At 60.1% G+C, this 16172-nt stretch carries 13 protein-coding genes; 4 read left to right on the top strand and 9 right to left on the bottom strand.

Annotated elements, in window-relative coordinates:
* Window positions 1–20 precede the first annotated feature (20 nt).
* A complete protein-coding gene (locus tag AC1HIL_RS41485) occupies window positions 21–4145 on the top strand; it encodes a zincin-like metallopeptidase domain-containing protein (protein WP_479669740.1) in 4125 nt (1374 codons plus the stop codon).
* A 77-nt stretch (window positions 4146–4222) separates the two neighbouring features.
* On the opposite strand, the gene AC1HIL_RS41480 is transcribed toward AC1HIL_RS41485, so the two are convergent.
* From AC1HIL_RS41480 to AC1HIL_RS41455, 6 genes are read right to left on the bottom strand one after another with little or no spacing between them, the layout of a single operon-like run.
* Window positions 4223–5608, bottom strand: coding sequence for an Eco57I restriction-modification methylase domain-containing protein (locus tag AC1HIL_RS41480; protein ID WP_479672831.1), 1386 nt, complete (start codon window positions 5606–5608; stop codon window positions 4223–4225).
* 16 nt (window positions 5609–5624) lie between these two features.
* Window positions 5625–7829, bottom strand: a complete 2205-nt coding sequence (locus tag AC1HIL_RS41475; protein ID WP_479669756.1) for a DNA topoisomerase 3 — start codon at window positions 7827–7829, stop codon at window positions 5625–5627.
* On the bottom strand, window positions 7826–8323 hold the full coding sequence (gene traF, locus AC1HIL_RS41470; protein ID WP_479669741.1) for a conjugative transfer signal peptidase TraF: 498 nt from the start codon (window positions 8321–8323) through the stop codon (window positions 7826–7828). The genes AC1HIL_RS41475 and traF overlap by 4 nt, the downstream gene beginning before the upstream one ends.
* 34 nt (window positions 8324–8357) lie before the next feature.
* The gene (locus AC1HIL_RS41465; protein WP_479669742.1) at window positions 8358–10289 is read right to left on the bottom strand and encodes a type IV secretory system conjugative DNA transfer family protein; all 1932 of its coding nucleotides are present in this window, start codon (window positions 10287–10289) and stop codon (window positions 8358–8360) included.
* On the bottom strand, window positions 10286–12481 hold the full coding sequence (traI, locus tag AC1HIL_RS41460; protein WP_479669743.1) for a TraI/MobA(P) family conjugative relaxase: 2196 nt from the start codon (window positions 12479–12481) through the stop codon (window positions 10286–10288). Before traI ends, AC1HIL_RS41465 begins: the two co-directional genes overlap by 4 nt.
* Window positions 12482–12493: 12 nt before the next feature.
* Window positions 12494–12874 (bottom strand): plasmid mobilization protein, encoded by a 381-nt coding sequence (locus AC1HIL_RS41455; RefSeq protein ID WP_479669744.1) that lies wholly within the window; start codon window positions 12872–12874, stop codon window positions 12494–12496.
* A 318-nt stretch (window positions 12875–13192) separates the two neighbouring features.
* On the opposite strand from AC1HIL_RS41455, the gene AC1HIL_RS41450 reads away from it, so the two are divergent.
* The 3 genes from AC1HIL_RS41450 to AC1HIL_RS41440 are packed head-to-tail and all read left to right on the top strand — an operon-like array spanning window position 13193 to window position 14814.
* Window positions 13193–13633 (top strand): TraK family protein, encoded by a 441-nt coding sequence (locus AC1HIL_RS41450; RefSeq protein WP_479669745.1) that lies wholly within the window; start codon window positions 13193–13195, stop codon window positions 13631–13633.
* A gap of 9 nt (window positions 13634–13642) precedes the next feature.
* Entirely contained in the window at window positions 13643–14368 is a 726-nt protein-coding gene (locus tag AC1HIL_RS41445; protein ID WP_479669746.1) for a nucleotide-binding protein, read from the top strand.
* Complete coding sequence (locus AC1HIL_RS41440; RefSeq protein ID WP_479669747.1) at window positions 14368–14814, top strand: hypothetical protein; 447 nt, start codon at window positions 14368–14370, stop codon at window positions 14812–14814. Before AC1HIL_RS41445 ends, AC1HIL_RS41440 begins: the two co-directional genes overlap by 1 nt.
* Here AC1HIL_RS41440 and AC1HIL_RS41435 read toward each other — a convergent pair.
* The 3 genes from AC1HIL_RS41435 to AC1HIL_RS41425 form a co-directional block, all read right to left on the bottom strand.
* Window positions 14801–15391, bottom strand: coding sequence for an IncP plasmid survival protein KfrC family protein (locus AC1HIL_RS41435; RefSeq protein WP_479672830.1), 591 nt, complete (start codon window positions 15389–15391; stop codon window positions 14801–14803). The two genes, AC1HIL_RS41440 and AC1HIL_RS41435, sit on opposite strands and share 14 nt — an antisense overlap.
* A 29-nt stretch (window positions 15392–15420) precedes the next feature.
* Entirely contained in the window at window positions 15421–15768 is a 348-nt protein-coding gene (locus AC1HIL_RS41430; protein ID WP_479669749.1) for a KfrB domain-containing protein, read from the bottom strand.
* 214 nt (window positions 15769–15982) lie between these two features.
* Window positions 15983–16165: a hypothetical protein gene (locus AC1HIL_RS41425; RefSeq protein ID WP_479669750.1), complete on the bottom strand. Its 183-nt coding sequence runs from the start codon at window positions 16163–16165 to the stop codon at window positions 15983–15985.
* Window positions 16166–16172 lie beyond the last annotated feature (7 nt).

Raw genomic sequence — 16172 nt, 5'->3', positions numbered from 1 at the left:
ATTTACGGCTGGAGAAAATCGTGGAAAAAAAGCCATTTCATGAACTTGTCGCGGAGCAGTTGATCCGCAAGCTGCAAGAAGGCACGGCACCTTGGCAAGTCCCGTGGAAGGCGGGGACAGCGGTCAGCAGGCTTCCACTCAATCCGGTGACCGGGAAGCGCTATCGTGGCATCAACGCGCTTCACCTGTTGGCTCAGAGTCGCACAGATCAACGATGGATGACTTACAAGCAAGCCGTTGCGGCCGGAGCGCAAGTGCGCAAGGGTGAGCGCGGTACGCCAATTCAGTATTGGAAATTCGACGAACAGCAAGAAGCGGGCGCGTCGAGCGCGATGCGCGATGACCCACTTCATGCGGAAGGCAAGATCAGGGTTCGCTTGGAGCGGCCCCAGGTCTTCTATGCGACGGTCTTCAACGCAGAGCAAATTGACGGTCTGCCGGAACAAGCAGCGAATCAACAGGCTACGCAGACCTGGCAGCCGGACGCAAGGGCGCAAGCCATCCTTAGCGGCTCTGGGGCGATCATCAACCATGCCGCGCAGGATCAGGCTTTCTATTCCCCGACACGTGACGCCATCTACATGCCGGCGCCGGATCAGTTCTCATCGGCGGGCGACTACTACGCCGTAGCTCTTCACGAACTCAGTCACTGGACGGGCCACAGCGAGCGCCTGGCACGCGATCTGCGTCACCCGTTCGGTAGCGAGGCGTACGCTAAGGAGGAGCTCCGTGCCGAAATTGCGAGCATGTTGCTTGGTCACGAGCTCGGGACCGGCCATGACCCATCGCAACACGCGGCCTACGTGGCGTCGTGGATCAAAGTGCTCCGCGACGACCCGATGGAGATCTTCCGCGCAGCCGCAGACGCCGAGAAAATTCTTGGATACGTGTTGCCTTTCGAGCTCAAGCATCAGCAGGAGGTCGACCAGGTCGCCAAGATGCAGAGTGCGCTGGACGCAGGTCGCGAGCTTGTCGTCTCAAATCAGGGCCATCTTGTCACGCAAGAGATTTTCGTCATGCTGGCAACCGCTGAAAGTGCGAGCCAAGGCGAATCGGTCTGGACCATCCATGTGGGCACATTTCATGTCGGAGACATTCGCGCGGTCGACTCGATCGATGCTGCGATCGAGATGCACCGTACGCTGGTGAATGCTGCATTTCTCTCGCACGTCGTACCCATGGGTACAACGCCCGCGGCGCTGCCATCACACGACGTCATGCAGGACTACGCGGAAATTGGTTCCCGCTATCCGGAGCTGTATATGCCGGAAGAGGTCCAGACCGCGCTCAGCCCACGGGCCCTCACATCGATCACGGACGCTCAGTTTCACCTGGCGATCGAGCCGGGCGCAGCGCGTGTTGTGGTGCAGGTGGGTGGGAAGGAGACTGTTCTCGAGGGCAACGAGCAAATCCAGCGCTTCGTGGCGTCCCAGCACCTGGACGTCGATGATCACGCTCTCTTGCAATCTGTCATGGCCATCGCCGACCGCTACGGCGCCATTCCGGACGAGATTCGGTACGCTAATCGGTTCAGCCTGCCGGCGGCCGATCTCGGAGTTGCTCTGATCGAGCGTCTGCAGAACGCAGGCGCGATGTCGGCAGAGGACGCAGCACTTGCGAACGCCCTTGAACGCGTCAAATCGGCCCAGAGCCTGTCTGGAGCGGACACGATCCTCGCTGCGTGCTTCGAGGAGGCGTTCTGCATTCGAATGCCGCAGGGGTGGAACGGACAGGTATCGATGGAAGCACCGAAACCAGCGTCTCCCGCCTGGATGGTGAATTTCGGCTACCCAGGGCACGAGCAAGGCGCGACGCTATGCTTTCCTGACCAGGGGGCGGCAAATGCGCTCATGATCCGAGTGAAGGCGATCGACGCGCATTCGGAGCCCGACCTGCACGACCGCCAGTTCAAGTTGGACGCTTTGCTGGAAGACACCATTCAGCAGTACCCGGATGATGGAGAGACGAACAGCATGAACACAGGGTTCCCGGGCCAGCCCGCCATCGATCGACTCGTGGCGGCGGCATTTCGCTCTTCCGACCGTCGCGCGCTGGAGGAAAGCGCGATGGCCGCATTTGGCTTCAACCTTCCCGAAAATTGGACGGGTGAGGTCGTTGCAATCGCAGTGGGTCCCGACGGAGCGGAAGCCGGCGACGGACCGGCTGACGGGTATCAGCTTTTCGCCGGAACGAGTGCGATCGAGACCCGTTGGGAATTCCTGAAGCAGGTTGCAACTCTTGAAGCGGCCGCGTCCCTCGAGCATCGCTTGAAGGTCGTCGATTTACAGAGGCAGGAGAGCGAGCAAATGCGAGCGATCCTGTCCGCCAGGCTTGAGGAAGAACGCCTGCGAAGCGATCCGGCGGCATCCGACGAAATGAAGACGGCAGCGAAGGAATTTCGGAAGGCTGCCGAGGCCAGGCAGATGGATCCCGTTCGCACCGAGGCGGCGGCTGTACCCGCCAGCTGGGGGAACATGTCCGCCGAGGCGGTGGCCATGGTGTACGACTCGCTCGGAAGAGGTCTTGTAGCGCCACGAGCCGGGGAGCGTGTTTTGCTCCCCAGCGATGCCCCGCGCCATTTGAAGGAAGCCGCCTCACGCATCGAACGCGGGGAGCCTGCCGGGGTGCCCCTTCAAGTCGCGTACAAGGATCGCAACGAAGTCAAAGAGCTGGGCGCGCGCTGGGATCGCGCCGGACGGATATGGTTCGTGCCAGCTTGGGTCGATCCGGCGCCATTCCAGAAGTGGCAAGTCTCCCCGGAGACGCAGAGCCACGATGGAAAAAAGTTCGTGCAGCTTGCGACGCCTGCGATGCCATCGAAGTCATCTGGATCGCGTGAGTATCTCGCGGTCCCCTACGATGAACGCGACGCAGCCAGAGCGGCTGGCGCGCGATGGGACAAAGCCGCGAAATCATGGTACGTCGGCGCGAGCAGTGATCGCAAGGCGCTGCAGCGATGGTCACTGGCCAAGGCTCCGGCTACTCAAGAGCCGGCAATGGATCCTCGTGAAGAGTTCGCGGAAAAGATGCGCGAGCTGGGTCTAGTCGCTGTCGGTGAGCATCCCTTGATGGACGGCAAGAAGCACCGCGTGCCAGTCGAAGGCGGCAAGGCCGGAGCCAAGGATGGCTTCTACGTTCTCTATCCCGACGGGCACCCTGCAGGCTTCATCATGAACAACCTCACGGGCGTGGATGTGAAGTGGAAAAGCAAGGGCTACGCCCTTTCGGATGAACAGAAGGCGGTCCTCCAAGCCGAGGCGGCCGCGAAGCTGGCCAAGCGCCAAGCCGATCAGACGGCAAGCCAGGAGGCCACTGCACAGCGCGTGAGGCACCAGCTGGAAGGTCTGTTCCCGGTCGACCGGTCCACCCCTTACCTCGAGGCTAAACAGATAGGCATTCACGCGGGTGCATTCACGGACTCCGAGCGTCTGACTACGTTCATTCCGGTCATCGATGTGCAGAACAAGCTGTGGTCCATGCAATACATGCAGCCGGACGGAACCAAGCGGTACGCGAAGGACGGACGCAAGGAGGGGTGCTTCCATGCCGTTGGTGGTCTGGCGGCGCTCGCCGAAGCACCCGTGCTTGTGATCGGGGAGGGATATGCGACGGCCGCGACGATGTGTGAAGCGCTCGGGTTTGCAACCGTCGCGGCCTTTGATTCTGGGAACCTCAGAGACGTCGCGATCGCGCTACACGCGCATTTCCCGGGGAAGCCAGTCGTCATCGCAGGCGACGACGACCGACACCTCGTGATGACCCACGGCCGGAATGTTGGGCGCTTGAAGGCAGAAGAAGCGGCCGCTGCAGTAGGTGGTGCCGTCGTGTTCCCAGTCTTCGCACCAGGCGAGGGCCGTTACCCTAAGGAGCTGGATCCCGTCACGCCGGAAATCACGGCGGCCAAAGGCGAGTCCGAGGCTCAACGTCAGGCGCTGCGAGAAATGAAGCGCTTCACGGACTGGAACGACCTGGCCGTCAACAGCTCACTTGGAAAAGCCGCGGTGTCTCGCCAGCTCTCTGCGGTGATCAAGGGCCGCCTCAGCGCCTCGCCACCTCAGCATTCCAAAACCCGACAACAGAGCCAGTCAGCGGAGCTCGACTTGGACGGCAAGCAGCGTCATAGCCGTGGGACGATCCGGATGTGAATGCCTGTCGGACCTGAAGAGGGCCAGCTACGCTGGCCCTTTTTTTGTTCGTGCGTTGCTCGGCGCGTTGTTCGAAGCTAAAGGCGAACAGGCAACGCACGAAGCAATGTCGTGGTGAGGGAGTAGTAGCCGTTCTCCAAGCGAGGCGCCCGCGCTCGAACCCATGCCTCGGCCTCCGGACGCACGAGGCAGGCCTCCAACTCATCAAGCGTCGCCTCGCCGGCGGTCACGATGCTGATGCCATGGTCGATAGGCAGAAGCCCAGGAGGCAGCCGCACCGGCCGCAGGCTCGCGGCGATTCGCGGGATCAACAGGGACGGCTGCGTGAGGTCCATCCTTTCGAACGTCTCTGGCGGCAACCAACGTTGGTCCCTACGGCGCTTTGTGCGCGCGAGCAAGTGCATGTTCGTGTCGAGATGCCGCAGGATCTGGACCGGCGGCTCGGTACCTCGGAAGGTCTGAATTGCATACTTCGTCGAAGCTCGTAGGACCCCACCTTTGATGTTGTCCGTACCGACCGTAGGCACGAGCATTGAGCGTGGAATTCCCGCGGCGGCTGCCGTCTCAAGGTCAATCACGAACAATCCGTGCTTGCCGAGCCATGGGGCAAGCCGCACGTTTGCGATCGATGCAAGAGAGCGAAGGCCGGGTGGTTCGTCCCGCGCCTCAGGGTAGATAGGCAAGCAGGTCAGCTCCGTCGGGCATTCCTCTGCTTCACGCAGCATCACTATCACCGGGTGGATCCTTGGAGGCTGCCCTGCGCGGCGATTCTTAGGCCGATAGAAGGGGGATGGGCCATCTACTCGGGCGACGTAGTGGAGGCCGAGCCGGCGTCCTATCGCCCCACGTAGCCTTGCGGCGCTTTGCGTGAACAGCCACCTGTCCGACGATACCAAGGCGATCGCTCCACCTGGTCTCAAGGTCAATGTGCACCGCTCCAGAAAGCTGTGCAGGAGATCTCCCCTGGAGTAATCGGGCAGAGCGCTCTCATAGCGCACACGCAAGACCTGAGGGAGATGAGCGTACCGCAGGTATGGTGGGTTGCCGGCTATGCAGTCCCAGGTGGCCTGACGCGGCCCCTGCAGGAGAAAGTCCCCATGGTTGACAACTCGAAGAGCGACCTGCTCGGCTTGAAGGCGGGCCCGTCCGTGCGCAATCAGGATCTGCGTGACTCGTGCCCTGGCCTCCGCAACAGCGACGAAATGAATCTCCCAGCCTTGCACCAGGTGAACGATGGCGTCGTCATCGATCTGCGATTCAGCGACGAGAAGTCTTTCCAGCGCGGCGCAGAGAAATGCGCCGTCGCCGCAGCTGTTGTCGACTAGACGGCGTGAACCGGAAGGCCAACTAAGCATGTCCAGCATCCGGGAAACGATCTCGGCGCAGGTGAAGTAGGCTGTGGCGTCGTGAAGCTGCTCGATTGCTTCGTCCAGGACGGACGACTCTGACGTTGCGAGTTCCATGAAGTTTTCCACCGAGCTAGCCGGCGCGTCCCTTCGAATAGTCCGGCTTCCCGGCTGCATCCTTGTAGGTCTGCTTGCATGTCGGGAAGGCGCTGCAGCCCCACCAGCGACCTTCCTTGCCGCTTCGCGCGACGAGACCACTACCGCAGGCCATGCACTTGTGCAGCGTCGAAACCACCGTTTGCTCACGGGGCACTGGCTTGCCTTTCTGATCGGAGCATGAGTATTTGCAGCCTGCGGCGAAATTCGAGCAGCCCCAGAAGTACGTGCCTTTTCGATCGCGGCTGGCGAGTCGTCTAAGGTGCGCCCCGCATGTGGGGCAGGGATGCGTATCAACGGTGATCGGAACGCCGTTCTGCCTGATCTTGTTCACCTCACGGGCGATGTAGTCCATCAGGCCATGCACGAACGCGCGCACCTCGAGCACGCCACGTCGAATGTCGTTCTGCTGTTCCTGCCAGATTGCCGTCATGTCGGGAAATTTGGCCTCGTCAGGAAGCGCGTCGTACAACTGCTCACCGATGGCAGTCGGGACCACAGCCTTGCCCTTTTCCTGCAGGTAGCCGCGATCGAAGAGCGTGTCGATCATTGCGTGCCTGGTGGCAGCGGTTCCGATCCCGGCGTGTTCACCCTCCTTCTCCGCGTCCTTCTCGATCATCACCTTTCTGAGCTTCTCATCGCGGATGTACTTCGCCACCTTAGGCAGTTCGGCGAAAAGGGTCGCGATCGTGTAGAGGGAAGGGGGGCGTGTCTCTTCCCTCGTGGAGCTCACGGAGGAGCACCGACCATTCGAGCCCTCGCGCAGGGCTCGGAGGTCGACCTCGACCACCTCCACATCGGTCTCTAAGTCCTCATTTCCGATGTCGTTGGTGTAGAGCGATCGCCAGCCGGACACGGTCACGACACGAGCCTTCGCCGAGAACGCGTGTCCATCAACGCGGGCACGCAGCTCGGTTTGATCGAAGCGATGCAATGGAAAGAACTGAGCCATGTATGCCCTTGCCACGAGCATGTAGATCTTGAGCTCGCTGTCGCTTAGCGCACCGGCGACTACCGTCGCCTCAGTTGGAATGATCGCGTGATGGGTTCCGACCTTGGAGCTATTGAATGCACGGCTTATCAGCTTCGTATCGGCTCGGGCGATGATTGGCTGGAAGCTCGGAATGTTTTCTCTTATGGCATCAAGAACGAGCGGTGCGTCCGCGTGGTGCTCTGCGCTCAAGTACTCGCAGTCGGTACGGTTGTAGGTGATAAGCCGATGCTTGTCGCGCAAGGCCTGGGTGATCTCCATCACCGCTTTTGGGGTCAAGCCGAACTTCCGAGAGGCATCGGTCTGCAACTTCAGGAGGTTGTAGGGGAGAGGCGGAGACTTTGCGATGGGCTTGGTGATGGTGCTCTCGAGCACGGCCGGGCAGCCCCGCAAGCTGGTTGCCAGCTGCTCCGCGAACACCCCATCATTGATGCGCGCTGAGTCGTCAACCGGATCGGTCGGGCCCGGACAGAATGTTGCCTCGAAGGTGCAGGCCTCGAAGTCGAGGGATGCCTTGACGGTGTAGTAGACCGCCTTCTCGTGGCCTCGGTTCGCTCTTGTGCGACGAACGACCAGTCCGAGGATCGGTGTCTGGACCCGTCCTGCGCTGATGACGCCGTCATAGCCCTTCGCGCGGGCGGCAGTGGTAAGCGCGCGCGTGAGGTTGTAGCCATACAGTTGATCGCCGACGCTGCGCGCCTCTGCGGCTCGCGACATTCCCACAAACAATGCTTCCGAGTTGCTGCGCATGTTGTCGAGTGCGCGCCGAACAAGCTTGTCGTTCAGATCATTGATCAGAACTCTCTGTACTGGAAGATCGACGTTTGCGTATGTGAGGATCTCGTCGACGATGAGTTGTCCTTCTTCATCCGAGTCCCCTGCGTGAACGACTTCGGTCGCCTTTTTCAGCAGGCCCATGATGACGTTGAGCTGTTCTTTGCTGCGCGCGTCTCCGCTCGGCTTGCGCCGCCAGGGAATGTTGGCCACCGGGAGATCTTCCAGCCGCCAAGACCTGTATCGAGGGTCGTAGTCTTCGGGATCGAGCAGCGCGAGCAGGTGCCCCGATGCCCAGGTAACACACCCCCTCGGGCAGTCGATGAAGCCGGGATGGCTTCGGCCTTGACCTAGCGCTGCGGCGATCGCCGTCGCCACTTCCTTTTTCTCTGCAATAAAAAGCCTCATGTCGATCACTTCCAAGTGAAAACAGGGGTGACGACCGAGAGCACCCACTCCCTCTCTGCCATGCCGAAATAGCGGCCGTCGAACGAGACGTCTGAGCCGTCGCCCATCAAAAGAATCTGATGCGCGTCGAGGACACCGTCGAAGCGGATCTGCGGGAGGTCTCGCTTTGCGCCGTCATGCCTACGCGGCGCCGACTTCGGAACGCGCCACCCGTTCACGGTCACGCCCTGTGCATCAATGCCAACGCGGTCGCCTTCAGCAGCTAAAACTCTTTTCAATAGGGGTCCGATGCCCAGCTCGGGGCATCGGCCAGGCGTGAAGTAACCGCGGTCACGGGCCTCAACGAAGACCGTCGAGTGAGGTGGACATACGGACACGATTTCGCCCACCCGCACTGCGCGGCTCGTGTCGCGGTAGACGCCTCGTTCAATGCTCGGCGTGACGTTCAGAGAAAGGCCCATCAATCGACAGACGCACAGCGCAATGAGGGGGAGGGCGGCCATGCAGCCGACTACCCATGCAACACGAGTAAGCATTTCAACCGCCAGCGCCAGTTGGAGCGTGCGATCGAATGGTGTCGCTGATGGTGGGCGCCGGCACCGCAGCTCGAGCGATGAACGTGTCGTCCTGGAAGTAGAGCGTCTGACGACCGTAAATTGCAGGGTTGCCCGCAACGTAGACGACCATGTCGCCGGGCTCAACGATCTTCTGATCGTCATCCGAGTCCTTGATCGGGCCCTTCATGCGCTGGCACTCATCGGGTGTCAGCAATGGTCTCTGCACTTCTTGGGTGGTGCGCGACACCTGCCCATGAAAGAAGCCCGCTCGCTTGCCGCTCGTCGTCACCTGCTCCTTGATCACGGTCGTCTGTCCCGTCTGCTTCGATAGGTACTCGGCGGTCTCGACGCGGTTGGGCGGGAACGCATTCTGCACATGGCAGTTCGATGTGATCGTCTCGTCAGGTCCGTACCCGGTTTCCTTGCTTTTCAATTGATTGATGTCCTGGCAGATTAGGTAGGCCTTGAGGCCGTACCCTGCGATGAACGCCAGAGACTCTTGCAGGATTTCGAGCTTGCCGAGGGCGGGGAATTCATCCAGCAAGAGCAGCATGCGATGTCGATAACCCTTTACCGTCTGAACATACGCTGACGACTTCTTTCCTTTGCTTCCGAGAAGGCGTTCCCACCAGGTCGGTGGTATCTCCTTGCCGTTCGCCAGCTCGAACTTCATCTTGTCCGCGAGAAGTCGGATGATCATGTTCAGCATCACACGTACCAATGGCCGAAGACGGTTTTTGTCTGTCGGCTCGGTCACGATGTAAAGAGACACCGGGCAACGATGATTCATTAGGTCCTTGATCCTGAACTGACAGGTGCGCGTGTTGTGAGCCACCACAGGATCGCGATAGAGCGACAGGTAGGACTTGGCGGTTGAGAGAACGGACCCGGCCTCTTCGTCGGGCCGATCGAGCATGTCGCGACCAGCCTGGCCAATCACCGGATGGACTCGGCCGTTGACATGTCCGTAGGTCGTCATCTCCATCCACAGTTCGCGCACATCACGATTCGGGTCTGATAACAACCGGTCTACGGATGTCAGATTTGGCTCAGACCCGTCGGCGCGCGCGACATACAACGAGTGCAGGATGACGCCGACAAGCAGCGCTTGCGACGTCTTTTGCCAGTGGCTCTCGAGGCCCTTGCCGTCGGGGTCGACGAGCAGCGTGGCCAGATTTTGGACATCGCCAACCTCAGACTCGGTGCCCACGCGAATCTCACTCAGCGCATTCCACGCGACGCTGCCGTTCATGCTCGCCGGCTCAAACTTCAGAACTTTGTTCGCCGCGTGCTTCTTTCGCCAGCCCGCGGTCATGGCCCAGAGCTCGCCCTTCAGGTCCGTGATCACAGCGCTATGTCTCCACGACAAAAGCGTGGGAAGCACTAGTGATACGCCCTTTCCGGAGCGGGTGGGAGCGTAGGTGAGAATGTGCTCGGGACCGTCATGTCGCAGATACCTGGTTCGGCCGCTCGGATCAACCCAGCCACCCACATACACGCCTTCTTCGGTCAGCAGCCCGGCGCCCTTGATGTCCTTCTCCTCGGCCCACCTTGCCGAGCCGTGCAGGTATACATTGGCCTTCGCCGTGTTCTGGTGCACGTTCATTGCGATGAGAGTCGCGACGAACCCGAGTCCACACACAACCCCGGCAATGCTGCCCGCTTGAATGAAGAGTTTGGGATACCACTCGTACCAGTCCCAAGCCCATGATGCGAGTCTCCAAAAGGGATACGCCCCATGAAAGTTCCAGCCAAGACGTGGGTGGAAATGGGTCTGATAGGCGAAGAACTGGGTGCCTGACCAAAGGGCGATCGCGAAGATGGCCAGCACCACGAGGGGCATCGTGATCGGATGCGTCTTCTTGGAGGCCCGGACATTCGGTCCGATTGCGTTGTTGAACCGCTTGCTCATCGCGCTCGCCCTCTTCTGACTAGTTTGCCGGCCGCATCGAGTGCAATCTCATCCCCTCTTCGCAACCTACGCAGCCTGTTCGCAGTGGCGGAATCAACCGCCAAGACTTCGATCTCCAGGCCTCGGCTAACGAGCGCGAGTTCGACGCCATTCACATGGCGCAAACCCGCGAAGTAAATCGAACCTGACTGGCCTGGAGTATATCGACTGTGTTTCGGTATATCCGTTAGTTGTTGGCGAGTAGCGTTGCGTTCAGCAATGAGCTTGTCGACCGCCTCGATCTGGGCTTTCTTTAGTTCACCGGGATCGACGGGCCGTCGCAGAGCTCTATCGCCAGCGGCTTCTTGCTGTGCCAGCTGACCATGTGCATCACCCTGCAGTAGCACTGAACGTCCACTGGCGTCTTCAACCAAAGGGAGAACGGACAGGTTTCGCAAGCGGTCCTTTGCTTCGGGCGGTCGCTCTCGGCCAATCGTCGAAGAGTAGGCCGCAGCTGGTCGGACTGATCCATCTCCTCGTCCATCAGCGCGAGGGAGCTCCCGTTCTGAGCTGTCACTGACGCCGGCTCGCTCGGCGTTTGCTGCTGGTCGACGAGGAGCATCGCCTCTGCCATCAGCTCCTCGGGTGTTTTTTCCGTCATTGCTCAAGTCCTTTCTGAGGTTCAGCAAGCGTTGATATTCCTGCTGCATTTCGGGGGCATCGAATTCGAATGGCGTCGGCATTGCCGCGGCAATTGCGGCGACGCGAGTCTTGAAGTCTTGTGTGCCTTCAACATGCAGGCGGTTGCCGAAGCGCGCCGAAGCATGCGCAAGAACGGCATGAAGGGCCCGAAGGTCCTTTGCCCGCGAGACATGCAAGGCCGTGCCGCGATCCCGCACAACGGCGTCGCCTATTCGAAAGATTTCCGTACCGTGCTTGGTGATCGAGTCGAGCTCGGCGGCAAGTGGGGCCGCGCGTCGCTCCCCAAAGAGAAGGGTGTTCGCCGCTCGTGCTTGAACGGTTGCTCGCGCGCGCATTGCCTCGACCGCCCTTGCATCCCCATTGACCGCCTGTGCTGCGAGCCAGTCCGCCCAGGTGAGGCCCCGGTGGCGTGACCCAATCGCTCGGCGCGCCGCGGATGACCTCCCGCGGGCACGCGAAAGCTCCTCTTTCAAAGCCTTTGAGGCCAGCGCGTAAGAAATTCGGCGCGACATCCGATCGCCACCCGCCAGCCGTATGGCAGCTCTTCGCAGAGCATTGGAGGCCCTTATGCTCTTGACCTCTCCAACAAACTCAGTTCGCGCAACACCACGTAGTTCATTGCGTGTGTTTGTCGCGTCCTGCCTCGCTTGTTGATACTCGGCATAAAGGTCGGCGGTGTTGATGCGAAAGCCGCGAGGCTGCTTCTGGTACCGCTTCCTTGGAGCGCTTTCTGCCGATGGATCTCCGGCTTCAAGTGGGCCGAGCCGCTTCTCGAGTTGCTGCAGTCCGAGATCCCTCGCTACTGAACTGGCTTTTACGAAGGTTCCTTTCGCGTCGCCAATGACGAGGCCGTTGCCTCGGCGTGCCAGCGCGAGCCCATGCTCCTGCAAGACGGTATGTAGGTCCTGCCAGGTGGTGGCGCTTCTGATCGAGTCGAGGCATTCCCGACGAACCCATGTCAGGAGACTTTCTTGCCCTGAATGACTCTCCATGTCGAGTGCAGGTGCTTCGCTGCCTCGATTGAGGAACTGGTGGTTGTCGACTTCGAGCCCGAATTCCTGCTCAACCTGAACGCAGGTCTCAGCAAGCTTGATGCGATCGTAGTACGGGGTGTGGACGGTGAGGCGCTCGGGATGCACCTTGTTAATGGCGACATGGAGGTGAACGTTGTCGGTGTCGTAGTGCGCTGCGCTCACACGCTGATGGTCCTCGAACCCCAGCGCCTTGCAGAACGCTTGCTCGATCGCTACCAGTTGCTCCACTGTCGGGTCTTCTCCGGCACGAAAGGAGATCAGGAGGTGGTAAGTCTTGTCCGCTCTGGATCGCGTGTTCTGAAGTTGAACCGCCTGCATCTCCAGCGCCGCAGCGGCGGCATCAAGCGATTCACAGTTCGTTATCTGGACGTGGCCAACGCGCTCTTGCTTGTCTTGCTCCCCCGTGATGTACGCGACCAAATCTGCGATGTCGCTCTTTCGTGTGACCCGCATCGCTACGTGCTTCGCAACTACCACGAGATTTAGCCGCTAAATCTTGCTGTTCACGACGCCGTGGATGAGCAGAAGCATTTCCCGCTGGCAAGCCTGGATGCCATCCAAGGTCGAAAGAATGACTGTTCGAAGCTCGTCCTGCGAAAAGCCCTCCAGCCTTTTGTCGCTTGCGAGCCAGAGCTTCATCAATCCACCAAGCCGTCCCAGGTCGGCATTGACCTTCGAAAGCTCCCCTACCCGCTGATAGTCGAGCACGCTTCGCACCGTGTACCCGAGGCCAATCTTGCGCAGGTAGCTCGAGGCACTCTCCCCCGTTGCGGCGGCCATTTCTGCTATCGCTTGTTTCTCCATCGGCGTGACCCACACGTACACCGGGGAGCACTCTCTGCGAGGTCTCGGCTTCGTCTCTTCTTCCATGGCGTCCAAAAAAGATGCGGCAGCAGCTCGGCCCCGCAGGGCAGGAACCGTTGAGCGCCGAAGGTGCGAATAAGGGGAGCGCTGTATCTGGACGGGCTTGCCCGTACAGGTACAGCGCACATCCTGCCCCGGTTCCCGGGGTCATTACGCCAAAGGATGGTACCACTCGCACCCGATTTATCCGCGATGCTTCGCACGACTTACATCGATTTATCGAATTTCATGCCATCGAATCCTATAATTCCTGTGACCGCACGGCTTCATGCGTCGGTCAGACGGCACTTCATTGGCTCTTTATGAAAGAAAAATCGGATGACGATGAGCTACGTCGACGAGCTCAAGGAATGGGTCAACGGTAAGGGCGGGAACGGTCGGGCCCGCAACCTGGTGACGTTCTTGGTAGTTCAGGACGACGTGTTAGCGGCGCGGGAAGCGGGTTTCAGCGTGAAGGCTATTTGGGCCCATATGTCCGAGACGGGACGCGTGAAGTTTGGCTACGAGACCTTCCTTGGCTACGTAACAAGGGAGGAAAAAAGGGCCTCTCAGCGAGAGGCCAGCGGGCGCCAGAGCGTCCGCCCGGCCGCCGGCACGGCGGCCCGCCGCGGCAACGCCGCGGCCGATTTTTCAGAACAGGGGACCTTGAACCCGCCCGCTCCCGAGATTGCCGCAGGAACAGAGCCGCCCCTCGATACACCGGACGACAGGCCTCCAGTCATGCCGACCTTTTCCTTCAACCCTGTACCCACAACCAAACGATAGGAACCAAAAATGGCCAAGATTCACATGTTGCTTCAGGGCAAGGGAGGTGTTGGCAAGTCGTTCATAGCGACGGTCATTGCGCAATATCTCGCCTCGCACAAGCGTCCGGCGCTATGCATCGACACGGATCCGGTGAACGCCACGTTCTTCGGGTTCAAAGCGTTGAACGTCAAGCGCCTAGAACTCATGCAAGGCGACGAAATCGATCCTCGGAACTTCGACGCGCTGGTCGAGCAGATTGCCAGCACGAAGGCTGACGTGGTGATCGACAACGGAGCCAGCTCATTCGTGCAGCTGGCGCACTACCTGGTGACCAACACCGTCCCTCAGCTCTTGCATTCGATGGGTCACGAGCTCATCCTCCACTCCGTCGTGACCGGGGGCCAAGCATTTGAGGACACGATGCACAACCTGACGGTGATCGTCCCTCAATTCCCGACGGAAGCGAAATTCATCGTCTGGCTCAACCCTTTCTGGGGTCCGATCGAAGACAAGGGCAAGACCTTCGAACTACTGCCCGAATATCAGAGCATTAAGGATCGGATCTCAGCCATCCTCCAGATCCCGCCTCTGAAATTGGAGACCTTCGGACGCGACCTCTCGGAAATGCTGCAGGAGCGCCTCACCTTCGACGAAGCGATGGCTGACAAGAAGAAGACGATCATGAACCGCCAGCGGCTCAAAGTCGTTCGGGACCAGCTCTACGGGCAGCTCTCGTTCTCCAAAGTCATGTGATGGACCGCACAGGCATCGAGGACCTGGTCCGCGAGATTTCGCAACGCCATGGTCTCACCCTGGGGCCCGACGATCCGATCCTCATCCTTCACACGTTGAATCAGCGCCTGCTCGCTGACAGCGCCGCAAAGCAAGAGTCCCTTCTTGATGCCTTCCAGCAGTCGATGGAGGCGGCCTCTACCCGCTGGTCGCAGGAGGCAGGCGAGCGATCGGACCGTATGTTGGGAGCCGCACTGAACGGCGCCAGCAACCAACTGGTTGAGGCCGCCGCAGTGATTGGCGAAGAGGCGGCGCAGGCCCTTCGAAGCCAAGCGCAAGCACTCGCTTCGACTGCAAGAGGCGAAATCGACGAGATTCGCAAACTGAGCAGGTCAACATTCCTTGCAGCAGGCCTCGTCCTGATTGCCGCGATCGTGACCCTTGCCGCCGCCATCATCGGTCGGTGAGCGGGTCCGATTGCAGGCGCAGCGCCCGTGCCCCCTGCCTCCTGGTTCGCTGCTGTTCAATCAACCGAAAATGCTCGGCGTGCCGCCGCCGTGCTTCCTCACCACTGACCCAGCCTTCGACGAGCTCACGCGAGGCGTGGCGCAGTTTTCTAAACGCCAAATCCTCAATGGTGGAGCCTGTCGGAGCCAGGCCGTCGCGTATCTCTCGGACCTTTTCGAGGCGGGCCTGTGAGCGGACGATGCGGGACGTCTCGTTCTGATGGCGTTGCTCCCAGGCGAGGCGAACCTTAGCCCGGCTGAAGCGACTTGGTCGGGATTGCTCGAGGTCTACGAGCGAGGCCTGTAGCTTCTCGACCAGGGTTTCTAGCCGGCCCTCCAACCGCCCTATTTGGTCGTGCTTCTCTTCAACCTTTACCAGTAGCGCGTCCTTGAAAGTCGCTTCGTCCTCCCCCGGCGCTTCCTGCGTCTCCGCCACCGCCTGCGCAACAAGAAGTATGCTGCGAGAGCTCTCTAAGCCCTCCCCCGCCGGACTCAATATGGGCGGTTTTTGGACTCGAGGTATGTCGTTTGCGGCCAATCCGATCTCCGGAATTTAGCCGCTAAATCTCAGCGGCTTCTAGCCCGCTTCGGCATCTGCGGCATGGAAACAACCGCCCTGCCCTGCTTGTACTCCACAGTCAGGCCGGCACCGTTTTCCGGCACTTTATCGAATTTGCTTCGCTCATGCCGGACAATATCTTGTCCGACGAGCTGATAGATTGATGTTGCATCGACGTGGAGCACACTTCCGGCAAGAATCACACCGGGATCCGCTTCCTTTGCGGCGAATAGGTTGTAGTAGTTGGGCCGAATTCCCTCCGCCTTCTCGACCTTCTCGACACGCCATTCATTCGGACCGTCCTCTACCTGGACGATCTTGCTGCCGTTCATGACGACGAGGCGTTCTTTCTTCATTGCTTGCCCTTGAGAGAAAAGTCGCAGCCCTCACCCCTGGGCGCCCGACCAACGATTCTAGATTGACGAATCGACTTCCGATCCGCCACTCTTCACACTTTAGGTAAACCGGTGAAGTTATACGAACAAACGAAATCCCGCAATCAGTGGAACCCGGAACCGCGATGCGCTGACCGAAGTGAAATTTAGCGGCTAAATTTCCTTGTGTTCAGATTCACCAGAAGTAGCGCGCGCCGAACGCATGCGTGACGATGGCCAGGCAGCCGGTCACGACCGCATATCCCAACCGGCGGTAGGTGCGATGACGCTCGCGGTGGTTGAGCCCGCGAAGCCGAAACGAGTCATCTTTGAAGCCGTTGTAGGGGTCGCGATCCCGAAATAGGGAGAGTCGGGGCATGGCACGC

Source organism: Variovorax sp. ISS6, from assembly GCF_056523145.1.
This window is presented reverse-complemented; position numbering and strand designations above follow the sequence as displayed.